23 protein-coding genes are annotated in these 24,715 nt (G+C 47.0%); 6 read left to right on the forward strand and 17 right to left on the reverse strand.

Annotated elements, in window-relative coordinates:
• Nucleotides 1-85 precede the first annotated feature (85 nt).
• From abfB to zapA, 11 genes are all read right to left on the reverse strand, one after another.
• Nucleotides 86-1,573, reverse strand: a complete 1,488-nt coding sequence (abfB, locus tag EFK13_RS14485) for an alpha-L-arabinofuranosidase AbfB (protein ID WP_129507988.1) — start codon at nucleotides 1,571-1,573, stop codon at nucleotides 86-88.
• Between the two features lie 215 nt (nucleotides 1,574-1,788).
• The gene (etfA, locus tag EFK13_RS14490) at nucleotides 1,789-2,766 is read right to left on the reverse strand and encodes an electron transfer flavoprotein subunit alpha (protein WP_129507987.1); all 978 of its coding nucleotides are present in this window, start codon (nucleotides 2,764-2,766) and stop codon (nucleotides 1,789-1,791) included.
• Nucleotides 2,767-2,801: 35 nt separating this feature from the next.
• Nucleotides 2,802-3,575: an electron transfer flavoprotein subunit beta gene (etfB, locus tag EFK13_RS14495; RefSeq protein WP_129507986.1), complete on the reverse strand. Its 774-nt coding sequence runs from the start codon at nucleotides 3,573-3,575 to the stop codon at nucleotides 2,802-2,804.
• Between the two features lie 14 nt (nucleotides 3,576-3,589).
• Nucleotides 3,590-4,366: an enoyl-CoA hydratase gene (locus EFK13_RS14500; RefSeq protein ID WP_129507985.1), complete on the reverse strand. Its 777-nt coding sequence runs from the start codon at nucleotides 4,364-4,366 to the stop codon at nucleotides 3,590-3,592.
• Nucleotides 4,367-4,385: 19 nt separating this feature from the next.
• Nucleotides 4,386-4,967 (reverse strand): fatty acid metabolism transcriptional regulator FadR, encoded by a 582-nt coding sequence (gene fadR, locus EFK13_RS14505; RefSeq protein WP_064814462.1) that lies wholly within the window; start codon nucleotides 4,965-4,967, stop codon nucleotides 4,386-4,388.
• Between the two features lie 117 nt (nucleotides 4,968-5,084).
• Entirely contained in the window at nucleotides 5,085-6,767 is a 1,683-nt protein-coding gene (gene lcfA / locus EFK13_RS14510) for a long-chain-fatty-acid--CoA ligase LcfA (RefSeq protein ID WP_129507984.1), read from the reverse strand.
• Between the two features lie 188 nt (nucleotides 6,768-6,955).
• Nucleotides 6,956-7,360, reverse strand: coding sequence for a DUF350 domain-containing protein (locus EFK13_RS14515; RefSeq protein ID WP_003237674.1), 405 nt, complete (start codon nucleotides 7,358-7,360; stop codon nucleotides 6,956-6,958).
• Between the two features lie 14 nt (nucleotides 7,361-7,374).
• Complete coding sequence (locus EFK13_RS14520) at nucleotides 7,375-9,732, reverse strand: endonuclease MutS2 (RefSeq protein ID WP_129507983.1); 2,358 nt, start codon at nucleotides 9,730-9,732, stop codon at nucleotides 7,375-7,377.
• A 20-nt stretch (nucleotides 9,733-9,752) separates the two neighbouring features.
• The gene (gene polX, locus EFK13_RS14525; RefSeq protein ID WP_129507982.1) at nucleotides 9,753-11,465 is read right to left on the reverse strand and encodes a DNA polymerase/3'-5' exonuclease PolX; all 1,713 of its coding nucleotides are present in this window, start codon (nucleotides 11,463-11,465) and stop codon (nucleotides 9,753-9,755) included.
• A gap of 72 nt (nucleotides 11,466-11,537) precedes the next feature.
• Nucleotides 11,538-12,071, reverse strand: coding sequence for a CvpA family protein (locus EFK13_RS14530; protein ID WP_129507981.1), 534 nt, complete (start codon nucleotides 12,069-12,071; stop codon nucleotides 11,538-11,540).
• 6 nt (nucleotides 12,072-12,077) lie between these two features.
• On the reverse strand, nucleotides 12,078-12,335 hold the full coding sequence (zapA, locus tag EFK13_RS14535; RefSeq protein WP_003222476.1) for a cell division protein ZapA: 258 nt from the start codon (nucleotides 12,333-12,335) through the stop codon (nucleotides 12,078-12,080).
• Between the two features lie 133 nt (nucleotides 12,336-12,468).
• Between zapA and rnhC the strand changes: the two genes are divergently transcribed.
• Nucleotides 12,469-13,410 (forward strand): ribonuclease HIII, encoded by a 942-nt coding sequence (rnhC, locus tag EFK13_RS14540; protein WP_129508064.1) that lies wholly within the window; start codon nucleotides 12,469-12,471, stop codon nucleotides 13,408-13,410.
• Nucleotides 13,411-13,445: 35 nt separating this feature from the next.
• Here rnhC and pheT read toward each other — a convergent pair whose 3' ends face one another.
• Together pheT and pheS are read right to left on the reverse strand one after the other, a co-directional pair.
• Nucleotides 13,446-15,860 carry a phenylalanine--tRNA ligase subunit beta gene (gene pheT / locus EFK13_RS14545; RefSeq protein WP_129507980.1) on the reverse strand — a complete coding sequence of 805 codons (2,415 nt, stop codon included), beginning with the start codon at nucleotides 15,858-15,860 and terminating at the stop codon, nucleotides 13,446-13,448.
• 15 nt (nucleotides 15,861-15,875) lie between these two features.
• Nucleotides 15,876-16,910, reverse strand: coding sequence for a phenylalanine--tRNA ligase subunit alpha (gene pheS / locus EFK13_RS14550; RefSeq protein WP_040082217.1), 1,035 nt, complete (start codon nucleotides 16,908-16,910; stop codon nucleotides 15,876-15,878).
• Between the two features lie 81 nt (nucleotides 16,911-16,991).
• Here pheS and EFK13_RS14555 point away from each other — a divergent pair, with 81 nt between their 5' ends.
• Nucleotides 16,992-17,198, forward strand: coding sequence for a hypothetical protein (locus tag EFK13_RS14555; protein WP_129507979.1), 207 nt, complete (start codon nucleotides 16,992-16,994; stop codon nucleotides 17,196-17,198).
• Nucleotides 17,199-17,264: 66 nt separating this feature from the next.
• Here the strand turns inward: EFK13_RS14555 and EFK13_RS14560 are convergent, their stop codons facing one another.
• A complete protein-coding gene (locus tag EFK13_RS14560; RefSeq protein ID WP_129507978.1) occupies nucleotides 17,265-18,011 on the reverse strand; it encodes a TrmH family RNA methyltransferase in 747 nt (248 codons plus the stop codon).
• A gap of 118 nt (nucleotides 18,012-18,129) precedes the next feature.
• On the opposite strand from EFK13_RS14560, the gene sspI reads away from it, so the two are divergent.
• From sspI to EFK13_RS14580, 4 genes are all read left to right on the forward strand, one after another.
• The gene (gene sspI, locus EFK13_RS14565) at nucleotides 18,130-18,345 is read left to right on the forward strand and encodes a small acid-soluble spore protein SspI (RefSeq protein WP_064816573.1); all 216 of its coding nucleotides are present in this window, start codon (nucleotides 18,130-18,132) and stop codon (nucleotides 18,343-18,345) included.
• 66 nt (nucleotides 18,346-18,411) lie between these two features.
• The gene (locus EFK13_RS14570) at nucleotides 18,412-19,518 is read left to right on the forward strand and encodes a CdaR family transcriptional regulator (protein ID WP_129507977.1); all 1,107 of its coding nucleotides are present in this window, start codon (nucleotides 18,412-18,414) and stop codon (nucleotides 19,516-19,518) included.
• 102 nt (nucleotides 19,519-19,620) lie between these two features.
• Nucleotides 19,621-21,033 (forward strand): glycolate oxidase subunit GlcD, encoded by a 1,413-nt coding sequence (glcD, locus tag EFK13_RS14575; protein WP_129507976.1) that lies wholly within the window; start codon nucleotides 19,621-19,623, stop codon nucleotides 21,031-21,033.
• Nucleotides 21,030-22,364 (forward strand): (Fe-S)-binding protein, encoded by a 1,335-nt coding sequence (locus tag EFK13_RS14580; RefSeq protein WP_129507975.1) that lies wholly within the window; start codon nucleotides 21,030-21,032, stop codon nucleotides 22,362-22,364. Before glcD ends, EFK13_RS14580 begins: the two co-directional genes overlap by 4 nt.
• A gap of 36 nt (nucleotides 22,365-22,400) precedes the next feature.
• Here EFK13_RS14580 and EFK13_RS14585 read toward each other — a convergent pair whose 3' ends face one another.
• Genes EFK13_RS14585 through cstA form a run of 3 tightly spaced genes read right to left on the reverse strand, consistent with a single transcriptional unit; the run spans nucleotide 22,401 to nucleotide 24,611 of the window.
• Nucleotides 22,401-22,769, reverse strand: coding sequence for a VOC family protein (locus EFK13_RS14585; protein ID WP_240034951.1), 369 nt, complete (start codon nucleotides 22,767-22,769; stop codon nucleotides 22,401-22,403).
• A complete protein-coding gene (locus EFK13_RS14590; RefSeq protein WP_129507973.1) occupies nucleotides 22,684-22,872 on the reverse strand; it encodes a hypothetical protein in 189 nt (62 codons plus the stop codon). The genes EFK13_RS14585 and EFK13_RS14590 overlap by 86 nt, the downstream gene beginning before the upstream one ends.
• Nucleotides 22,815-24,611 (reverse strand): carbon starvation protein CstA, encoded by a 1,797-nt coding sequence (gene cstA / locus EFK13_RS14595; protein WP_129507972.1) that lies wholly within the window; start codon nucleotides 24,609-24,611, stop codon nucleotides 22,815-22,817. The genes EFK13_RS14590 and cstA overlap by 58 nt, the downstream gene beginning before the upstream one ends.
• Between the last annotated feature and the right edge of the window lie 104 nt (nucleotides 24,612-24,715).

Here is a 24,715-nt window from a genome sequence, read left to right on the forward strand (position 1 = left end):
CTGTCATTTACCTTTACCATGCCCTCCCGGGGCTGTTTTGAAACATGAAAAAGAGCGCCGGCATGGAACTCCGGCGCTCGCGCGTTTAAGAATCAGCACGCAGTGTGAGTAAAACAACCGACATTGGCGGCAGCTTTACTTTCAGTTTGTTTTTATTAAGCGTATATCGGCTGAAGGATTCCGGTTTGACGTGATCAGGATCGTCAAACGTGTTATGCGCATTCATTTTTTCTGCCGTGAGAATGACTCCGGAATGGTCCGCTGTCTTATGAAGGCCTCTCAGCTCGATTTCAGCCTCCGCTTTGTTTTGATGATCGATGTTGCAGATTGTGATGTTGATATCGCCTTCTGCATGTTTCGATGCCGAAATACTGATTTGCGGCAGCGTTTCTCCCTTCCATTCATAGTCAGCAGACGTTGTTTCAGTGTCTAAAAGAGAAGCGTCCTGGTGTACCTTAAACATATCAAATACATGGTAGGTCGGTGTCAAAAGCATCCGCTCTCCCTCAGTCAGAATCATAGCTTGAAGAACGTTTACCGTTTGGGCGATGTTTGTCATTTGCACCCGGCGGCAATGCTGGTGGAAAATGTGAAAATGAGAAGCAGCCACCAGTGCATCCCGAATCGTGTTTTGCTGATAAAGGAAACCAGGGTTCGTGCCTGGCTCAGGATCAAACCACGTGCCCCATTCATCAATGATCAGCCCTACCCGTTGCTCCGGATCGTACCGGTCCATAATTGTGCCGTGTTTTTGAATCAATTCATCGATGTATTTGGCTTTTTTCATCGTAATGAACCATTCATCCTCTGTGAATTCTGTTGCTGATCCTTTCCCTTTCCAGAAATCACCCGGAATCGTGTAATAATGAAGACTCAATCCGTCCATCAGGCCAGCGGCTTTTTTCATGAGCACGTCCGTCCAATTAAAATCATCCACATTTGCGCCGCCCGCAATTTTATATATTTCATTCCCGCTGTAATTGCGGACATAGGTTTGAAAACGCCGGTACAGATCTGCGTAGTATTCAGGGTGCATGTTGCCGCCGCATCCCCAGTTTTCATTGCCTACGCCGAAATATTTCAGCTTCCAGGGCTCCTCTCTTCCGTTTTGTTTTCTCCAGTCTGACATTGGCGTGCCTTCTTTAAACGTCATATACTCGATCCATTCCGCCATTTCCTGAACGGTTCCGCTTCCGACATTGCCGCAAATGTAAGGCTCGCATTCCAGCAGCTCGCAAAGCATCATAAATTCATGCGTTCCGAATTCATTTGATTCAATTGTTCCGCCCCAGTGCGTGTTAAGCATCGTCTTACGGTCACCGACACCATTTGCCCAATGGTATTCGTCCGCAAAGCACCCGCCCGGCCACCTGAGGACAGGGATATGCAGCTGTTTGAGGGCTTCGAGCACATCCTTTCGTATACCGTTTATGTTGGGAATGCTTGAATCCGTTCCGACCCAGATTCCCTCATAAATCCCTCTACCTAAATGCTCTGCAAAATGACCGTATATATTTTTGTTAATGGTTCCTTTTACAATATCTGTCTGGATCACTGCTTGATGTTCAGACATGCCTGATCATTCCTTTCATACGGAAATGAAAAGCACCACAGTCAAATATGTGATCTGTCTTTTGCCTGAGGAGTCAGCATGAATGTAAGCGCTTTTAAAGTAACCATATTATACATGTTCGTACATGTCAACGATATTTTTCATGAATTTTATATTTGTACGTATATATTATAAAAATATAAAAACCCCGAACTTCAGCAGTCCGGGGGTTTTCTTTACGAGTGTATATTTAATTGTTTGAATTCCTCAGTTAAAAGCGGGACGACTTCAAATAAATCGCCTACGATGCCGTAATCCGCTATTTTGAAGATATCTGCTTCAGGGTCTTTATTGATGGCGACGATCACCTTGCTGTTTGACATGCCGGCCAAATGCTGAATAGCGCCGGAAATGCCGCAGGCAATGTACAAATCCGGGGTGACGACCTTCCCGGTCTGGCCGATTTGGAGAGCGTAATCGCAATAGTCAGCGTCGCACGCTCCGCGAGAAGCTCCGACTGCGGCTCCCAACACCTCGGCGAGCTCCTGCAGCGGCTGAAATCCTTCCTTGCTTTTGACTCCACGGCCGCCCGCAACGATAATTTTTGCTTCGGAGAGATCAACGCCGTCCGCTGTTTTTTTCACGACCTCCCGGATAACGGTGCGAAGGTCAGTTAGAGAAACATCAACGCTTTCGATACTCCCCGACCTGCTGGCATCTTTTTCTGAAGCTTGAATATTATTGGGGCGAATCGTTGCAAAAATCATCGGATCGGTTGAAATGACGCGTTCAAATGCTTTTCCCGAGTAAATTGGCCTTGTAAATACAATATTTTCTCCGGTAACGCTTACATCCGTAACATCAGAAATTAAACCTGTTTGCAGCCGGGCCGCAAGCTTCGGTGAAAGGTCCTTGCCCATTGCCGTGTGCCCGCATATAACCGAATCCGGCTTTTCTTGGTCAATAATGGCCCTCATGACCTGGCTGTACCCGTCTGCCGTGTATGCTTTCAGCTTCGGATCCTCGGCTGTGAGTACTTTATCGGCTCCGTAATGGATAAGCTCCTGTGCAGCGCTTTGTGCATTTTCTCCGATCAGAACGCCGACGACTTCTCCATCGCCAGAAATGGTTCTTCCTGCCGCTATTGCTTCAAAGGTGACGTTCCGCAATTCTCCGTCGCGAATTTCTCCGAGTACGATCACTTTTTTTCCCATTCTAACATCCCCCTGTTTCTTTGAATGTCCAAGCTTTAAATGACTTTAGCTTCGCTGCGGAGCAATGAGACGAGCTCTTTTGCCTGTTCTGCAGGCTCGCCTTGGAGAAGCTTCCCGGCCTCTTTTTTCGGCGGCAGAAAACGTTCAATGGTCTTCAGCTTTGGTTCGGCATCCTCTTCATTAAGGTCAAGATCATCAAGCTCGAGCTCTTCAAGCGGTTTTTTCTTGGCCTTCATAATTCCCGGAAGCGATGGATAGCGCGGTTCGTTTAAGCCCTGCTGAGCCGTGACAAGCAATGGGAGTGTCGTTTTGATTTTTTCAACATCCCCTTCGACGTCCCTTTCCGCTTCCGCATCAGTGCCGTTGATTTCGAGTTTGGTGATCGTCGTGATGCACGGAATGTCCAGAAGCTCGGCAAGCCGAGGCGCCACTTGTCCTGATCCTCCGTCAATGGCGACATTTCCGCCGAGAATCAAATCAAACTCCCGATCCTTCATATAGTGGTATAAAACTTGAGAAATGGAATATTGGTCGGGTTCTTCGAGATCATCTTCTATGTTGATTAAAACGGCTTGGTCACATCCCATGGCAAGCGCAGTGCGCAACTCCTTCTCCGCTTCTTCGCCGCCGACAGTGACGGCGGTGATCGTGCCGCCGTGCTTTTCCTTCAGCTGGATGGCTTCTTCTATCGCGTACTCGTCGTATGGATTAATGATCCATTCCGCTCCGTCATCCTGAATCTTTCCTGCTTCAATGACGATTTTTTCTTCTGTGTCAAACGTCCGTTTCATCAGTACAAATAGATTCATGATCATATCCCCTTTTATTCGCCTTTGAACTGAGGCTTTCTTTTTTCGAGAAATGCCTGGATGCCTTCCCTGGCGTCCTCTGACTCAAATGCTTCTCCAAACCGTTTTGCTTCAAGCTTTAAGCTGCCTTCATAGGAATACACCTTGTTTGAATAAAGAAGTTCAAGCAGAGATGCCAGCGTTTGCGGGCTTTTTTCCGCAAACTTAGCGGCAAGTGCTTTTGCTTTTTCAAGCACTTCTGCTTCATCCTTTGCTCCAATTGACACAAGTCCGAGATCAAGCGCTTCTTTTCCGGATATCGGTTCTCCTGATCCGATGAGCTCTAGCGCTTTGGCTGTGCCGATATATCTCGGAAGGCGCTGTGTACCCGCAAAACCCGGAATGATACCGAGGTTAAGCTCCGGGAGTCCCAGCTTGGCGTCTTCTGCCGCGATTCTGATATGACAAGCCATCGCAAGCTCCAGCCCGCCGCCAAGAGCAGCGCCATGTATCGCCGCGATAATCGGTTTTGGGAAACCTTCAATTCTTTCCATCAGCTGCTGGCCGCGCTCAGCCAGCAGTGAGGAATCCTCATTCCCTTTAAGCGATGTAAACTCTTTAATATCAGCGCCGGCTGAGAAAAATCTTCCCTCACCGTGAATAATGATGCTTCGCACGCCTGCGTCTGTCTCACATTGTTCAAGACAGGAGGACAGCTCCTCTAATATCCGGCTGGAAAGCGCATTTGCCGGCGGATTGTGAATCGTCAAGACTGCCACAAATTGATCAACTGCAAGTGATATTGCATTCATAGGACACAGAACCCCTTTACTATTTGTGAATTCCGGACACCAACAATTCTAAAACGCTGTCTGACAAGGCAGCGAGATCGTACTTTTGGTCATTCATCACCCAAGTTGTCACGGTTTCGTCAATCGTTCCAAAAATCATCTGCCGGGCGAGACGGACATCGAGGCCTTCTTTTAATTCACCTGATTGTATGCCTTCCGTCAAAATACTATCCAAAATATTTAAGTAGCCTTTTAATATTTCATTGATTTTCTGGCGCAGCTCCAAGTTGGACTGGCGAAGCTCAAGCTGAGTGACAATCGCGAGATTATGATCATCCGCTAAAAGGGAAAAATGCTTTGAAATCACAAGCGCCAGTTTCTCTTTCGCTGTCGTCTTTTCTTTTATGTCCTCTTCCATCCGCTCAATAAATTGGCCCATTTTTTCTTTGAAAAGAGAAATTAAAATGTCTTCTTTGTTTTTGAAATAGAGATAGATGGTGCCGTCCGCTACCCCGGCTTGTTTGGCAATTTTGGATACCTGTGACTGGTGGTAGCCGTTTTCCGCAATGACTTCTACTGCTGCATCAATAATCTGCATATACTTTGGCCGTTTTTGCTTCAATGTTCATCGTTCCTTCCTATAGAAATGAATGACTATTCATTCATAATTTCATGATAAAAAGGATTTTCGGCTTTGTCAAGTTTATTCACAGGTATTCTCTTTTTCTTTGGCCATTTGTTATTTGATAAGGTGATCTTCGGCTTCTTCTTCAAGTAAACGCCTTCTTAAAATTTTTCCGACCGCCGTTTTCGGCAGCTCTTTTCTGAACTCATAGGCTTTCGGCACCTTATAGGGAGCAAGGCGGGATCTCGCAAAAGCATCCAGTTCCTCTGCATCGGCTTTTGCATCTTTCTTTAACACGACAAATGCTTTTACTGTTTCTCCCCTGTAGGAATCGGGCACACCCGCAACGACAATTTCCTGGATGGCTTCATGTTCATACAGCACTTCTTCTACTTCACGCGGGTAAATATTATAGCCGCCTGCGATGATGATGTCCTTCTTCCTGTCGGCAATATAGAAAAAGCCCTCTTCATCCATATAACCCATGTCTCCGGTGAACAGCCAGCCATCTCTTAGTACAGAGGCGGTTTCCTCCGGTTTATTCCAATATCCTTTCATGACTTGCGGGCCTTTCACAATGATTTCTCCATGCTCATACGGAGCGGCAAGCTCACCCGTCTCTTCAGAATAGATCGCTGCGTCCGTACCCGGCCAAGGACAGCCGATACTGCCCGGCTTGTTTTTCCCCCAGATAAAATTGGCGTGCGTCACTGGTGATGCCTCAGACAATCCGTAGCCTTCCACAAGCTTTCCGCCAGTCACCTTTTCAAATTTCTGCTTTACCTCCACAGGCAGCGCGGCTGATCCGCTAAGACAGCTTTTAATGGATGACAGATCATAATGCTGTAATTCGGGATGATGCAAAAGGCCGATATAAATTGTTGGCGCGCCTGGAAAGAGCGTCGGTTTTTGTTTGTCGATGATTTTGAGCGTTTGAAGCGGATCAAATTTAGGAAGAAGAATCATTTCGAAGCCTAGTTTAATCGAATAATTCATTACTGCCGTCAGTCCGTAGACATGAAAAAACGGGACGATGCCAAGCACCTTCTCAGCGCCTTTTTTCACATCGTACATCCAAGCGGCGCACATATCCGTATTGGCTAAAATATTTTGATGCGTAAGCATAACTCCTTTGGGTGCCCCCGTTGTTCCTCCGGTATACTGGAGGACAGCAATATCATGTTCAGGATCGATCTTTGGGATTGTCAGAAGTTCAATGTTTTCCTGCTTTATGCTGGAGGCGAACGTGTGGATATGATCTTTTTTGTCAAAATCAATGTGCACTTTTTGTTTTTGTGTCAGCGGGTAAAGAATATTCTTCGGAAAAGGCAAATAGTCTTTGACGCTGGTTATCAAAATCTGATCCACGATTGACAACGTTTTCATTTTTATTGCCTTCGGGAAAAGCAAATCTAAGGTGATGATCACGCTCGCCTCAGCATCTCTCAGCTGGTATTCAAGCTCATGCTCAGTATAAAGCGGATTCGTCTGCACCACAATGCCGCCGGCAAACAAGACGCCATAATAAGAGATGACCGATTGCGGGCAATTGGGCAGCATGACAGCCACTCTGTCTCCTTTTTGCAGGCCAATGTCCTGCAAAAAAGCTGCGAGTTTAAGAGCATCCGTCAGAATGTCATGAAAGGTGAGTTTTTTTCCATAAAAAGATATTGCGGTTTTGTCAGGGAATTGAGCGGCGGAGTCTGTCAGGATGGATTGCAGGGTTTTGGTCGGTAACGGAAGCTCATGCGGGATATCGTCGGGATACTCGGCAAGCCACGGCTTTTGAGACTGCATAAAACCTCCCCTTTCGGTTTTAGAGTTCCACCCTATCATTATAGCAGATGGAAGGCAAAAAAAAGAAAAAGAAAGGTAAATCTTTCTTTTTCTCATGATACGAACAGATATATAAGACCAATTAACATAAAGATTCCCGCCGCGGCGAGCAGTACTTTTGCAAGCTTTTCCATCTATTCTCCGTCCCCTTATATTCCGGCTGCCACCACAAATGAAAGCCCGACAGAAATGACAAATGAAATAAAGCCGACAGCCCGGTTATCATTCTCGATTTCCTGATCAATTTTAAACCGCGGAGTCAAAAACTCAAAAATAAAGTAGCTGATCAGAAGCATTACAAACCCGTACACGCCCCAGCCAATCATTTGCAGCAGAGAATTGTGCTGGGAGATGGAATGCTGAAATACGTTTGCGATTCCTAAAATTTTTCCGCCGGTCGCCATTGCCACCGCAAGATTTCCTTTTTGAATCTCTTCCCAGTTTTTATAAGCCGTCACCAGCTCAAACACAGTCAAAAAGAGGACGAGGCAGAGAACCGCGACACTGTAATATGCCGCGATTTCCACAAGCTCGTTTTCCCAAAAATCACTCATGGCCATACTCCCTTTTATTTTAGTTCAACAACCGTAACGCCTGATCCTCCCTCACCTGCTTCACCGAAACGGGAGCTTTTGACGCTGCGGTGGTTTTTCAGAAGATCCTGCACGCCTTTTCTTAGAGCGCCGGTTCCTTTTCCGTGGATGATTGACACTCTTGGATACCCGGCTAACACCGCATCATCCAAGTATTTTTCAACACGACTGAGAGCATTTTCATAGCGTTCGCCGCGAAGATCGAGCTCAAGCGATACATGGTAGTCCTTTCCTTTAACCGCCGTGATGATTTTTTCTTTTTTTGGTTCCGGAGCTGATTTCATAAACTCCAGGTCTTTTTCTTTTACTTTCATTTTTAAAATGCCGATTTGAACATTCCATTCATTGCCGCCGGTTTTTTCGAGCAGTGTTCCTTTTTGCCCGAAGGTGAGGACTTTCACCTCATCACCTGGCTTCAAATCGCGTTTTTGCGTTTTTGGTTTTTCCGGTTTCTTGGATTTTTCAAAAGCCGGCATTGCGCCTTCTAACCGTTTCTTCGCGTTGATCAGCTCGTGATCCTTGAAGGATTTGTGTTCTTCTTTTATTGAACGCAATTCATGAATGATGTCTTCGGCTTCTTTCGTTGCCGCTTTTACTTTTTCAGCCGCTTGCTGTTCAGCTTCCTCGAGCATTTTGTCTTTTTTGCTGTTGAGTTCGATGATTTGCTGCTGCAGCTCTTTATGCAGCTTTTCTGCTTCTTTTCTGATTGATTCTGTCTCAGAAAGCTCTTCTTCCGCGCGTTTTTTGCTTTGTTCCAGCGACGCAATCATCGTATCGACTTCGTTGTGCTCGGCCGTCATTTCTGACTTCGCCTGCCCGATGATATGGTCAGGGAGCCCAAGGCGTTTTGAAATCTCGAAGGCGTTGCTTCGCCCCGGAACACCAATTAAAAGTTTATAGGTCGGCGACAGCGTTTCAATGTCAAATTCGACGCTGGCATTCATGACGCCTTCTCTGTTATAGCCGTACGCCTTCAATTCCGGGTAATGCGTCGTGGCTAACACTCTAGCATTGGTGCGATGCACGTCATCCAAAATGCTCATGGCGAGGGCCGCCCCTTCCTGCGGGTCTGTCCCTGCGCCCAGCTCATCGAAGAGCACAAGGCTGTTTTCATTGACCTGTTCTAAAATGCCGACAATGTTCACCATATGGGATGAAAACGTACTTAAGCTTTGCTCAATCGACTGTTCATCGCCGATATCAGCAAACACATGCTCAAATACCGCTGCTTCTGACCCTTCGTCTGTAGGAATATGGAGGCCGGATTGCGCCATCAAGGTTAACAGGCCTAACGTTTTAAGGGTGACTGTTTTCCCCCCGGTGTTTGGCCCTGTAATGACAATGGTTGAAAAATCGCCGCCAAGCTCGATGTCATTGGCAACCACCTGATCAGGCGGAAGCAATGGGTGGCGGGCTTTTTTCAAACGAACAAAGCCGTTGTCGTTCATGATCGGTTTTGTCGCTTTGAGCGCTTTTGCATATCTTGCTTTTGCAAAAATAAAGTCAAGTGTCTGCAGTATGTGCAAATCTTGAAATAGCTCCTCTGTGTGCTCAGCCGTTTTCTCTGTCAGCACGCGTAAAATCCGTTCAATTTCTTGTTTTTCTTTCACTTTCGCCTGCTGAAGGGAATTGTTCATATCTACAATCGCCTGCGGTTCAATGAACAGTGTCGCGCCTGAGGAAGAAGTGTCATGCACAATTCCTCCGTAGCTTGATCTGTACTCTTGTTTGACCGGGATCACAAAACGGTCATTCCGAATCGTGACGATCGTATCAGATAGCATTTTTGAAGCCGAGGAGGACCGCAGCATTGACTCTAACCGGTCTCTGATTCTCGATTCGAGTGTTCTGAGCTGTGTGCGGATTCCTCTTAATGTTTCCGACGCATGATCAAGCACTTCTCCGTGATCATCGATGCAGGAATTAATGTCCCGCTCTAAATCGGTCAGAGTGATAAGCTGTTCAGCATGCTGATGGATCAGCGGAATGTCCACCCCGTCTTCAGCCATTTGGCTGATAAAATGTTTCATTTGTTTAACTGCATAAAGCAGGCCTGAGATTTCAGTGAATTCTGAGGGACTGAGAATGCTGCCGATTTCCGCCCGTCTTAACGCACCTCTGATATCAGCAAGGCCGCCAAATGGCGCCTGGCCTCTCAGCCGGATAATGGCAGAAGCTTCGTCTACTTCATCCAGCTGTTTTTTGATTTCGTCTATAGAAGCAGAAGGCTTAAGCTCAAGTAGCATTTCTTTGCCGAGCGATGAAGCTGCATGCTCAATAACCTGTTCTTTCACTTTATGAAATTCAAGAGCTGATAATACTTTTTGCTGCACGATTGTGTGAGCCTCCTTACTTAATCGTTGCGCTTGAGGAATGCCTCTACGTCTTCGAGCGACCGGGCATTCAGGACGTTTTTCGTTTCCGTCCATCCTTTGCGCGCGGCAGTAACGCCGGTTTTCATATCGTCTAACATGTCAATATTATGGGCATCGGTATTGATTACCAATGTAACCCCTTGTTCGTTTGCTTTGATTAAATGTTCAGTGCGCAGATCGAGGCGCGCAGGGTTGGCGTTAAGTTCAAGCGCCGTATTGGTTTTCTTCGCAAGCTCTATCAGCTTATCAATATCGATTTCGTAACCGGCCCGTCTGCCGATCAGGCGTCCAGTCGGATGTGCGATAATGTCAACATGCTTGTTGGCCAGTGCCGTTTCAAGCCGTTTCATAATCACGTGTTCCGGCTGATTAAAGCTGGAATGAATCGATGCAATGACGATATCCATTTCCGCCAGCACGTCGTCATCATAATCAAGCGTGCCGTCAGGAAGGATGTCCATCTCGACGCCTTTTAAGATCCGGAAATTCTCGAACTCAGCATTCAGCGCATCAATTTCTTTTGCCTGCTGCTTGAGTCTTTCTGCAGTCAGCCCGTTAGCGACCTTTAAATATTGCGAGTGATCTGTGATCGCCATGTATTGATAGCCTTTTTTCATGCATGCTTCAGCCATCTCTCTGATCGAAAAGGCGCCATCGCTCCACGTCGAGTGCATGTGGAGATCTCCTTTGATTTGCCCAGGCTCTATCAGTTCAATGCTGTCGCTGTAGGTTTCCACTTCTTGCCCGCTTTCACGGAGTTCCGGCGGAATCAGCGGCAGGCCGAAGTGCGCATAAAATTCACGTTCACTCGGGAATGTTTTGATGTCGCCTGTTTCAACTGTCTCGACGCCGTATTCACTGATCCGCTCGCCGCGATCTTTCGCGATTTGGCGCATTCTAATGTTGTGGTCCTTTGATCCTGTAAAATGATGAAGTGTGGTCGGAAACTGCTCTTCCGTCACAAGACGGAAATCAACGCTTGTTTCATAGTCAAAGGAAAGGATGACAGACACCTTCGTATCCCCGCTCGCGATCACGCTTTTGATGTTTGGCAGCGCAAGAAGCTGCTCTCTTACATCAGCCGGGTGATCAGTGGCAATGATATAATCGAGATCCTTCACCGTTTCCCTCGCCCTGCGAAGACTTCCGGCACGGGAAAATTTAATGATATCCGTAAATTGTGAAAGATGCTCTTCAATGTCCCGGGCGATCCGGAGGGCATAGCCGATCGGAAACCGTTCAGGCTGTTTTCCAGCTTCTCCGAGCGCCTGTAATATTTTTTCTTCTGATTTTTTGCCAAAGCCCGCAAGACCTTGCACCTTTTGCTGTTCACAGGCTTCCTTCAGAGATTCAGCATCATGTACGCCGAGCTCTTTATACAGCTTTGCGATTTTTTTGCCGCCAAGCCCCGGCAGCTTCAATAAAGGCACGAGTCCTTCCGGTACTTCTTTCTGCAGCGATTCGAGCGTGCTTGACTTTCCTTCATCTATATACTCTTTAATGACGCTGTACGTTCCTTTTCCAATGCCGGACAGCGACATCATATCGTCCATTTCTGATAAACTGCGGTCATCCTGTTCCAGGGCTGCCGCTGCTTTTCGGAATGCGGATACTTTAAACGGGTTGTCCCCTTTGAGTTCCATGTAGACTGCAATGGTTTCAAGCAGCCGGATAATATCTTTTTTATGCATATCATAACCCCCAGACGTTCACATATGTTTCCATCATACTTGAAAAAAACTTCTCCGGACAAGAGAAGTTTTTTATGCCCCGTACTGTGTCCACAGCTCTTCTATAAGCCCTGACAAATACGGCGTATGGTGAATGATCACATTTGCCAGAGACGATTGCCCCATCATTTGCTGCAAAGCATCTACCGGAAGCACGGATGCGACATACAGAAGCACAAATGTAAATAAATAGACTTCCAGAAAACCGAGAACGGCGCCCAGCACCTGGTTGATTTGTTTAATCACCGGAATACTGGCTACAATACTTAGGAATGAGCCGATGATTCTCAGTAAGATTTTGGCGATGATAAATAAAACGATAAACGCAATCGCATTATAATAGGCCGCTTCTAAATTTCCCGTAAAAAAAGAAAGAGCCGGCTGTCCCGCTGAAAAGTCGGGTGCGGGAATCCATTTTAAATGCGGCGCCACATTTTTATAGAATAAAGCCGCAAAGGCTATTGATAAAATAAAGCTCGTCAAGCGAATGAACTGCAGGATAAAACCGCGTTTTAACCCCAGTAAAGTCCCCATCAGGAGCAAGATTAAGATGATGATATCTAGCATGGTTGTTCAATCCTTTTCTTTAAGCTGACGCTCCAGTTTCTCATATTTCTCTTGTAATTTGACATAATCGTGTACCACATTTACCGCTGTCAGCACTGCAAGTTTATTTATATCAAGGTATGGATTTTTTTCATTGATTTCTCTCATTTTATCATCAACAATTCCGGCGACATACCTCATATGGGCTCTGCTTTCTTCACCGACAATCGTGAAGTGCTGGCCGTAAATGTCAACGGTTGTTTTTGTTTTTTTGCCGTCAGACAACGCTTCTCCTCCATTCCGTGAGAATCCTAGTTCTTATCATAACACGTTTATTAAATGAATGGAAAGACGAGCCTCCCGCTGTTATGATACACTGGTATATACAGCGAAAAGTGTAAAAAAAGGAGATTATTACGTGTCCCATTCTGTGATAAAAGTATCGTTGTCTGCTATTGACCAAATGAAAATGACGTACAGCGGTTCGCTTACTGCCTCTGTTCCGCAGGGAGCCGTTTTTCAGGCGAAACCGCCAGGCTGTACCATTACAGCATATAAATCCGGCAAGGTTTTGTTTCAAGGCAAAAACGCAGCCGCAGAATCCGCGCGCTGGGGGACAGCAGAGCCGCAGGAAAAGAAGAAAACGGCAAAAAAGCCGGCTGATCCCCGCTATGCGCCTCCGGCAGATATCGCCGGAATGTCTGTTATCGGCTCTGATGAGGTCGGAACCGGAGATTACTTTGGCCCGATGACGGTTGTATGCGCGTACGTTGACAAAACTATGCTTCCTTTAATGAAGGAACTCGGTGTAAAGGATTCTAAAGACTTAAAGGATCCGCAAATCATTGAGATCGCCCGAAACCTGATCAAAACCATTCCGTACAGCCTGCTGGTTTTAAAGAATGAAAAGTACAACAGCATGCAGGAAAAAGGCATGAGCCAAGGGAAAATGAAAGCTTTGCTGCACAATCAAGCCATCACCCATTTGTTAAGAAAAATGGACGGGGTAAAGCCTGAGGCCATTTTGATTGACCAATTCGCTGAGCCCGGCGTCTACTTCAATCATTTAAAGGGCAGAGACATTGTGAAGGAGCGGACCTATTTCAGCACAAAGGCTGAAGGCATCCACCTGTCAGTCGCCGCTGCTTCCATCATTGCGAGATATTCATTTTTAATGGAAATGGATAAACTGTCACGCGAGGCAGGAATGACACTTCCGAAAGGGGCCGGCCCGCACGTGGATGAAGCGGCCGCCAAGCTGATCCTTCAAAAAGGGGCCTCCGCTCTCAGAACCTTTACAAAACTCCACTTTGCCAATACGCAAAAAGCGCAGCGCCTTGCTGATAAAAAACGTTCATAGAAAAAAGCTTGCAGAGAAATCTGCAAGCTTTTTTATCAGCCTCTCAAAACAGCCTGATATGTGTCTTCTAACGCTTTCAGCACTTTGCTATGCGCTTTTGTCACTTCTTCTTCTGTCAGCGTTTGTTCAGGGTTGACATACTGGAGTGAGAAAGCGACTGATTTTTTGCCTTCCTCCATATGCTCGCCTTCGTATACGTCAAAGACAGATACTTCTTTCAGAAGCTTGCCTCCAGCCTCTTTAATGACGCTCTCAAGCTGGCCGCTTGTGACGGATTTATCTGTGACAAGCGCGATATCACGTGTCACAGACGGATATTTTGGAATCGCCGTGTAAACAAGCGGCGCTGTTTCCGCTGCGAGCAGTGCATGAAGATCAAGCTCAAACACGTATGTTTCTTTTATATCCAATTCTTTTTCCAATGAAGGATGGACTTGGCCGATGAAGCCGATAAGAGAACCATTCAACAGAATGTTCGCTGTTCTGCCCGGGTGCAGCTGTTTGCGTTCAGACTGAACAAATTCAATGCTGTCGAGAACGTTCAGTTTGTCTAACAGCCCTTCCACAATTCCTTTGACGACAAAGAAATCAACCGGTTTTTTCTCGCCTTGCCACAGCTGCTTGCGCCATAATCCGGTAACAGCTCCTGCCACGCGTTCTGTTTCGACAGGTTTTGTGTCCTCTTCCTTCGTCAGGAAAACGGAGCCGACTTCATACAGTGCGACTGAGTCAGTCTGTCTCGCCAGGTTGTAAGAAACGGATTCAAGCAGATTCGGAACAAGACTGTGTCTGAGAATGCTTCTTTCTTCACTCATTGGAAGCGCAAGCACAGTGTTCAGGGATTTTTCGATCGCAAACGCTGCCGCTTTTTTCTCATTTGTCAGTGAGTAAGTGATAGCTTGTGACAAGCCTGCGCCTTCAAGAAAACGTCTGACTTTACGGCGTTTTGCCTGATATGGCGTTAATCCGCCTGTTGTTCCCGCTGTCTCAGGAAGCGTAGACGGAATGTTATCATAGCCGTACAGTCTTGCCGCTTCTTCAATTAAATCCTCTTCGATTGTAATGTCACCGCGGCGTGATGGTACTGTCACAACGAGAAGATCATTCGCTTCACCGACAGTAAAACCAAGACGCTTGTAAATGCTGATGAGTTCTTCTTTGCTGATTGTCATGCCGAGAACGCTGCTCACTTTGTCAGCAGATACATGAATGTTATTCGCTTCGATTGTCAGGTGATCTTCTTCAACCGTTCCAGTGAGCACTTCACCGCCGGCATACAGATGAATCAGCTGTGCAGCCCGTTCTGCTGCAAGACGTACACGCGCCGGATCAATGCCTTTTTCAAATCTGACACTTGATTCACTTCTTAAACCAAGATCTTTGGAAGCCTTGCGAACCGTCTGCCCATTGAAATAGGCTGCCTCAAGCAAAATCGTTTTCGTATCTTCCTGAACTTCTGACTCTGCTCCTCCCATGACACCGGCAACGGCTTGCGCTTTCGTTCCGTTCGTAATGACAAGATGATCGGCAGACAGTTTGCGTTCTTGATCATCAAGGGTTACGATCATTTCATTTTCAGCTGCTTTTCTTACTACGACTTCCTTGGAGCCGAATCTGTCATAATCAAACGCGTGAAGCGGCTGTCCGTATTCCAATAGGACAAAGTTTGTGATGTCAACGACGTTGTTGTGCGGGCGGATGCCTGCGTTCATCAGCTTCGTCTGCATCCAAAGCGGTGACGGAGCGATCGTGACGTTTTTAATGATTTTTGCAGCATACAGCGGGTTTGCTTCCTGATCTTCTATTTTGACAGTGATGTAGTCAGACGCTTGTTCAGAAGCAGCCGGATAATCCGTTTGCGGAAGTTTTACCTCTGTGTCTAAAATCGCCGCAACTTCGTAAGCAACTCCAAGCATGTTCATGGCATCCGCTCGGTTTGGCGTTAAACCAAGCTCAAGAATCGCATCGTCAAGCTGTAAAGCCGCTAAGGCATCGCTTCCTGTTTCAGCGTCATTCGGGAATACGAAAATGCCTTCCGCATACTCTTTCGCCACAAGCTTGCTTTCAATGCCAAGCTCCTGTAAAGAACAGATCATGCCGTTTGATTCTTCACCGCGAAGCTTTGCTTTTTTGATTTTGAAATTGCCCGGCAGCACTGCTCCGACTGTTGCAACTGCGACTTTTTGCCCTTTATCCACATTCGGCGCGCCGCAAATGATTTGTACAGGTGCTTCCGCTCCGATATCCACAAGGCACTTATTCAGCTTATCAGCATTCGGATGCTGCTCGCGCTCCAGCACATGTCCGATGACAACGCCTTTGATGCCCTCTCCTTTGTATTCAATTCCTTCAACCTCAATGCCGGCTCTTGTAATTTTCTCAGCAAGAACAGCCGGGTCCATGCCTTTTATATCAACATAATCTTCTAACCATTTATAAGAAACAAACATCCTAGCATCCTCCTCTTACGCCTGTTTAAACTGCGAAATAAATCTGACATCGTTTGTATAGAAGTGGCGGATATCATCAATGCCGTATTTCAGCATCGCGATTCGCTCAACACCCATTCCGAATGCGAAGCCTTGATATTCCTTCGGATCAAAGCCAGCCATTTTTAGCACGTTCGGGTGAACCATGCCGGCGCCGAGAATTTCAATCCAGCCTGTTCCTTTACATACTGAGCAGCCGTTTCCTCCGCATTTAAAGCATGTCACGTCCACTTCTACTGAAGGCTCAGTAAACGGGAAAAAGCTTGGGCGAAGTCTGATTTCGCGGTCTTGCCCGAACATTTTTTTCGCAACGAGTTCAAGCGTTCCTTTTAAATCACTCATGCTGATGTTTTTGTCGACGACAAGCCCTTCAATTTGCATAAATTGGTGAGAGTGCGTCGCATCATCGTTATCGCGGCGGTACACTTTACCCGGGCAAATGATTTTAACAGGCCCTTTGCCCTCATGCTTTTCCATCGTCCGTGTCTGAACAGGAGAAGTTTGCGTTCTCATCAGAGTTTCCTCTGTGATGTAAAAGCTGTCCTGCATATCGCGCGCAGGGTGTTCTTTCGGCAGGTTAAGCGATTCGAAATTGTAATAATCCGTTTCAACCTCGGGGCCTTCCTCGACTGTGTAGCCCATACCGATAAATAAATCTTCAATTTCTTCAATGACAACTGTGAGCGGATGGCGGCCGCCGACTGCGACAGGGTTCCCCGGCAGAGTGACGTCGATTGTTTGTCCCGCAAGCTTCTGCTTCATTTCTTCTTCTTCAAGCTTCTCGTTTTTGACAGCAATCGCATTGGCGATACGCTCTCTTACTTCGTTCGCGAGCGCACCCATTTTCGGACGTTCCTCAGCAGAAAGTTTGCCCATTCCGCGCAGCACTTCTGTAATCGGCCCTTTTTTTCCGAGATATTGCACCCGAATATCATTGACAACCTTTAATGAGCTTGCCGCTTCTACTTGTTCTAAAGCTTCTTGTTCCAGCTGTTTTAGCTTTTCTTCCATTTTGCATCCTCCTTTTATGTAAACAAACCGTCATATGTCTTTGGAAAATAAAAAAAACCCGCCCCTTATACAAGGGACGAGTTGTGGCCGCGGTACCACCCTTATTTCAGACAGACTGATGCTGTCGTCAGCTTCATTGACATAACGGAATCAGATTCCGGTTCACCTTTACGCGCAGTGTGCGCGGTCCCGGTGACAACTCAAGAGGTGAAGCCAATTTCCGGCTGCGTTAAAAATGCTCTCAGTCAGCGGCATTTTCTCCCTGGAAAGCAGTTGATCAGAAATTGAGGTCCTCTGTCACGGTTTTTCAAATATTATGTTCTATTATAGAGAAATCCAACGTTTCACGCAACACTATCCTCGCAAGTGGTACACGAGGATGGCAGCCGCAATCGCAACGTTCAGGGATTCAGCCTGTCCGTAAAGCGGCACATACAAGTTCAAATCCGTTTTTTCCAGCAAGGCGGCATCCACCCCCGCGCCTTCATTTCCTACAATGAGCGCAAAGGATTCAGCCTGAGACATATCCCGGTAAGGCGCTCCATTTTGCAGCGCCGTGCCGTACACTTTTACGCCCTCTGCCTTCAATTCATCCACATATGTATACAGGTTTCTTCTCACAACAGGAATATGGAAGTGAGAACCTTGCGCGGATCGCAGCGTTTTTCCATTATAAGCGTCCGCCGTGCCGTCACCGAGCACAACCGCATCTAAACCGGCCGCATCTGCCGTCCGAATCATTGTGCCCAGGTTTCCCGGGTCTTGAACAGCGTCAATCAGCAGCACCCGCCGAGGCGACGCCAATTTTTCTTCAGGCATATGGCACACAGCGGCGATCTGCTGCGGCGTTTCAGTTTCAGTAACAGCTGAAAATGCATCTTCACTCAGCACGTAGCACTGGATGCTTACATCAAGATCTGACGGGATTTTCGTTTCATCCTTTACAAGGATTTCTTTCACCGTGCCTGGGCTCTTCAGCGCCTCTTCAACAAGATGTTCTCCCTCTATCAGAAATGTATTCGTTTTTGTCCGTTCTTTTTTCGTGTGAAGCTTTTTCCAATCCTTCACCTTTTGGTTTTTTGCCGATTCTATTTGTTTCACTGTCTGTGTGGCTCTCCTTTTTTTAACATGATGTTATTATATCGCAAGAACGGCACATAATAAACCAGGTGCAGGGTTAGAATATACGTATTACATTTTAGGAAAAGGAGCGTTTTACATGGATCTTAATTTACGTCATGCCGTCATTGCCAATGTAACCGGCAATAATCAGGAGCAGCTTGAGCATACAATTGTGGATGCGATCCAAAGCGGCGAAGAAAAAATGCTTCCGGGACTGGGCGTTTTATTCGAAGTCATATGGCAGCACGCATCCGAGAATGAGAAAAACGAAATGCTAAAAACGCTTGAAGGCGGATTAAAACCCGCCCAATAATATAAAACCGGGTGACTGCGCCCGGTTTTTTTCTTATATAATAAAAACATGATGAGGGGGATCGCCATGTTTTTACAGCCGTTATTAGCGAAAAAAATCATTGCGGAAGTCAAAACAATGTACGAACGCGAGGTCATTATTGTAAACACGGACGGTCTTATTATGGCAAGCACAAATGATGAGCGGGTCGGACAATTTCATGAAGGAGCGCTCATCTGCGCAAATGAGAAACGGAATGTCATTATTACAAAAGACGATGAAAAGAGATTAAAGGGAGTGAGGGCAGGCCTGAATCTCCCTGTTTTTTCTGACCGTGATGTGATCGCCGTCTTCGGGCTGACAGGTGAGCCCGCTGAGATTCAGCCTTACGGGGAGCTGCTTCGGAAAATGACAGAGCTGTTCATTAAGGAATCATGGCATTTAGAGCAGACTCAATGGCGTGAGAGAATGCTGGAGTCCTTTATGATTGATTGGCTGCAATTAAAAGAGTGGTCTCCCGGTTTTCTTGAGAAGGCCCAGCTTCTTGGCGTTGACCTTTCCTCCCGGCGGCAAATGATTCTGATTCAAGGATATGAATGGTCACCCCATGATATCGAACAAATGGCACGCATCTGGAAATCAGCGTACCCTTCGGATTTGTTCATCAGGTGGGGAAATGAACGGATTCTGATTAATCACGAAGTGCCAAAGCATGAACAAAGAGATCGACTTTTGCGGCAGCTCCTTCACATTTGTTCGTTTGCTCATACCGCAAACAGGCCATTTGCAGCCGCTGGCGCCGGGAGGGCTGTCGCAGGCTCCAGCCTGACAGACTCATACGAGCAAGCAGAAAAAGCGCTGGCTGTCAGCCTTAAGCGAAAAACGCCCATATTCGAGGAGGATCTGAAGCTTGATATGTGCCTCGAGGAGATCAGCCCGCAAACCCGAAATGAATTTCCGCAAAGAGTATTCCGGGAGGCGCTTCAGCATCATGAACTTATGAATACAATTCGGACTTTCTTTCATCTCGGTTTGTCTATGAAACAAACTGCAAAAGACATGCATATTCACATCAATACCTTGCGTTATCGCCTGTCTAAAGCTGAACAGCTGACAGGTTTGAACTTTGGCCGTACAGAGGATATTGCCACGATGTATGTTGCTCTTTATTTTTTAGATCAAAATACAAAATAGAGAGATTTTCAGTTTCATTTTTTGTATGTTCCTCCATGGAAGACTTAGCTTTTTTTCTTTTACAATAGATTGAAAGCGTTTTTTGACAGGGGGATGGGTGAAATGATCACCAAGGATATAAAAGAACAGCTGATCCAAATCGTCGGACCGGAAAACTTTGATGACTCCAATGCCGGCCGTCTCGTCTATTCATATGATGCGACGCCGCAGTTTCAGTCTATGCCTGATGCCGTCATTGCACCGAGGAATACAGATGAAGTATCGCGAATATTAACGATTTGCAACGAACATCAAGTGCCGATCGTTCCAAGAGGATCAGGGACAAACCTGTGCGGCGGCACGTGCCCGACTGAAGGCGGACTTGTTCTTCTCTTTAAGCATATGAACCGGATTCTTGAGATTGATGAAGAAAATTTGACCGCCATAGTCCAGCCGGGCGTCATTACGCTCGATATGATCCATGCGGTTGAAAGCAAAGGGTTATTTTATCCGCCTGATCCAAGTTCTATGAAAATATCAACCATCGGCGGAAACATCAATGAAAATTCAGGCGGGCTCCGCGGATTAAAATACGGCGTCACCCGCGACTATGTCATTGGGCTGGAGATTGTGCTCGCAAATGGAGATATCATCCGCACCGGCGGAAAACTCGCAAAGGATGTGGCCGGATACGATCTCACTCGCCTTTTTGTCGGCTCAGAAGGAACACTCGGCATCGTGACAGAAGCTATCGTCAAACTCGTTCCAAAGCCGGAAACAAAGAAGACGCTGCTTGCTCTTTATGAAAATATCGATGCCGCTGCTCAAACCGTATCAGACATCATTGCCGCAAAAATCATACCCGCCACGCTGGAATTTCTCGACCAGCCTACACTTTTGGTGATTGAGGATTATGCCAAAATCGGACTTCCGACAAACGCAAAAGCGGTTCTATTAATTGAGCAGGACGGGCCGCTTGAAACCGTTGCACGGGATATGGAACAAATTGAGGCGATTTGCAAAAAAGGCGACGCCGTCTCCGTTCAGACCGCACAAACGGAAGAGGAAGCGTTTGCCCTGACTGAAGCCCGGCGTTCTGCACTTTCTGCTCTTGCCCGCCTTAAACCGACGACCATTTTAGAGGACGCGACCGTTCCTCGCTCAGAAATCGCCAATATGGTAAAAGCCATTAACGATATTGCCGCTAAATACGATATTTCCATCTGCACCTTCGGCCACGCAGGAGATGGGAACCTTCATCCGACATGCACGACAGACATTAGAAATGAGGCTGAAATGGAGCGTGTCGAACAGGCTTTCGCCGAGATTTTTGAGAAAGCGATTGAACTTGGCGGCACGATAACCGGGGAGCACGGAGTCGGGGCCATGAAAGCGCCTTACTTGGAAATGAAGCTGAAAAAAGAAGGCATTGCCGCGATGAAGGCGATGAAAGCGGCATTTGATCCACGGAACATATTAAATCCGGGCAAAGTGTTTGCGAAGGACGCCAGAAAACGTGTGGTGACGGAAAGATGACAACAAATAAAGAAATGAAACAGATCCAAGATGAATTCAAAGAGCGTATGGATGAAGGCGAGCTTTTGAATTGTATGCGCTGCGGCTTCTGTCTTCCTTCCTGCCCGACCTATATCGAATCGGGGTTTCAGGAAACTCACTCTCCGCGCGGGCGCATCGCCTTAATGAAAGCCGTAGCTGACGGTATGATTGAACCGGATGAAGATGTCGAACGTTCGCTATCACTTTGCCTCGGCTGCCGCGCCTGTGAACCTGTATGCCCGTCAGGCGTGAAATACGGACAGCTGCTTGAGGAAGCGAGAGATATTATCCACCAAAATAAAAAACATTCGCTCGGCGCACGCGTCATGCGAAAGGCGGCTTTTCACGAGCTGTTTCCGCATCAAAACCGCATGCGCTCAGCAGTAAGCCTTATCGGTTTGTATCAGCGGTCGGGACTGCAAACCGCTGTGCGTAAAACCGGTATGCTTCGCGTCCTGCCTGAGCATTTGCGGACGATGGAAGCTGTTCTACCTGATGTCCCCAAAAGCAAAGACATGAAGCATCGGCCGCGTTTACTGCCGTCAATCGGCCCCATGAAAAAACGGGTCGCCTTTTTTTCCGGCTGCTTAATGGATACAATGTTTTTACCGACCAACAATGCCACACTGAAGCTGCTGCAGTTGGCAGGCTGCGACATTGTCATTCCGCCTGAACAGGCTTGCTGTGGGGCACTGCATGGTCACAGCGGTGAAAAAAACGCGGGGAAAGAGCTCGCTAAACAAAATATCGCTGCTTTTGAAGCGTTAGACGTGGATGCTGTCATTACAAACGCAGGAGGATGCGGAGCTTTTCTCACTGAGTATGATCATTTGCTGAAGGATGATCCCGAGTGGTCGGAACGTGCCGCTGCATTTGTTCAAAAGCTGAAAGATTTTTCGTCCGTATTGGTTGAACTCGATTTCCACCAAATGAACCTGGCGCTCGAGACGCCGCAGGTCATTACCTATCAAGATTCATGCCATCTAAGAAATGTGATGCATACGTCGCTTGAGCCCCGAAAGCTCCTTCAAAGCATCAAGGGAGCCGAATTCAGAGAAATGGATAAAGCGGACAACTGCTGCGGATCAGCAGGAATTTATAATATCGTGGAAGCTGAAATGTCTATGAAGATACTGAACAGTAAAATGACAGCTGTCAAAGCAACCGAAGCGATCATCATTGTGACTGCAAATCCCGGCTGTCTGCTGCAGATGAAGCTCGGCATTGAACGAGAAGGATTAAGCGGGAAAGTCAAAGCTGTTCACCTGGCTGATTTGCTGCTGGAAGCAGCCGGGCATAAAACAACATAAGAAAGCCCAAAACAGACATTGTTTTGGGCTTCTTTTTTATTCAATCGGACTGCAAATTTCGATATAATGTCCATCCGGGTCAGCGATATAGGCGACCGTCTGCCCCCATGGCTTCACTTTCGGCTCTCCAATAATCGTAACGCCTTGTTCTCTCACCCTTTTGATGACCGCTTCTACATTTTCAGTGACAAATCCGATTTCAAATGTATGCGAAGCCGATGTATCTGGAATGTCTAACGGCGTGATTTCTCTGGCGCTTTCCCGCGTATTAAGCGCCAATATCGCAGACCCTGTTTCAAATTCGACATACGTGCCGTGTTCAGCACGAATCGGCAGTCCTAAAATATCCTGATAAAAATGAATGGCCCGCTTGCTGTCCGATACGTATAGAATAAGATATTTCATTGATAGATTCATTGCCAATCCTCCTCAATATTTTCATTAGCCCTTTTATCCCGGAATAGACGCTTCCATCCTTAAACTCGGATCTTTCCACATCTGCGCCCATTTTTTCACTGCCGCCACAATAATGATGAAGCCTAACAGCAGCATGATGATCGATAATACACCATTCAATACACTATAGCCTGCTGCTTCAGGATTGAGATACACATTGCGCACCATCCAATAGCCCGCATAATTGACAGTGATATATAAATAGGCAAGCGGGATTAGGCAGGTCAGAATGTAACGGCGTTTATCGGCGATTTTCAGCACGATGGTCGCTCCGATAATCAGCCCCACTGAAGCCATCAGCTGATTGGACACGCCAAACAGCGCCCAAATCGAACCGATATCTCCTGAATACAGCAAATAGCCCCACATCAAGCAGGCAAGCGCGCTGGCAAATACAGATCCCGGAATCCAGTCTGTTTTCTTCAGCGGCTTATACACCTCTCCGAAGAAATCCTGAATCAAATAACGGGCAACGCGTGTCCCTGCATCAATCGCCGTTAAAATAAATACGGCTTCAAACATAATGACAAACTGGAAAAAGTATGAGGCCAGATGGCTGAAAAACGGCATCCCGGTAAAAATATAAGTCATTCCCACCGCAAGCGTGACGGCTCCCCCTGTTCTTCCTTCTAAGTCCAAACCGATTTCCCTGCTCAATTCAGGCAAATGGACAACATCCATGCCGAGCGTACGGAAAACCTCAGGCGTGCTGTTAATCGCAAAGTAATCAGCAGGCTGCAAGGCGGTTGCCGCAATCAGCGCCATGATGCCGACAAGACACTCGACAAGCATCGCACCGAACGCAACCGGCTTCATATCACTCCATTTATTCAGCATTTTCGGCGTTGTTCCTGAACCGACAAAGGCATGGAATCCCGAGATCGCGCCGCAGGCAATGGTTATTGAAATGAACGGCCAGACAGGGCCTGCCAGCACCGGCCCGCCCCCTTTCACGAATTCGGTAAACGCAGGAAACGGGATGGACGGATTGACGACAAACACCCCGGCAATCAAAGCGATAAAAACACCGATTTTCATAAAGCTGCTTAAATAATCACGCGGTGCGAGAAGAAGCCAAACGGGAAGCGCCGCTGCAAAGAACGCATAAACAGGAAGCGCTATTGAAAGCGTTTTCGTATCTAGCGTTAAAAAATCACCAAGCGCGGTCGTTTGCACCCATGGGCCGATAAAGACCCCTGCCATTAAAAAGAGAAAGCCGATCGTTGACGCGAGCTTTAAATTTCCCGTTTTCTTATAAAATAAGCCCACACCCATCGCAATCGGAATCGTAATCCCTACTGCAAATGTTCCCCACGGATTCCGTTCAAGCGCGTGCAGCACGACCATCGAGAGACCCGCCATCGTAATCGTGATAATAAACAGCATGGAAAGTCCCGTACAAAAGCCGGCAACAGGGCCGAGCTCATCCTTCGCCACTTCCGACAGCGACTTTCCGTTTTTGCGCATCGATGCAAACAGCACAACAATGTCATGGACGGCTCCCCCGATTACCGCCCCGATTAACAGCCATAATAACCCCGGCAAATAGCCGAACTGCGCCGCCAGAATCGGTCCGACCAGCGGCCCGGCCGCTGCGATGGCTGCAAAATGGTGGCCGAACGAAACCCATTTATTTGTAGGCACATAGTCTTTTCCATCCTGAAGCGTGTGAGCAGGCGTCGGCTTGTCATCATTTACTTTAAGAACCTTCACCATCATAAATGTTCCGTATAAACGATAGGCGATAGCCAAAATACACATTGACGCTATCACAATTGTAACCGCATTCATTTTATCCCATCCCCCTTTGCTGTTTTCATAAATATATCACAATTTCATGTTGAAAAGCGGTCATTTTTTCCTATACAAAAAAGCCGGCTGGAATGGGCCGGCTT

This window comes from Bacillus cabrialesii, from assembly GCF_004124315.2.
Taxonomy (GTDB): domain Bacteria; phylum Bacillota; class Bacilli; order Bacillales; family Bacillaceae; genus Bacillus; species Bacillus cabrialesii.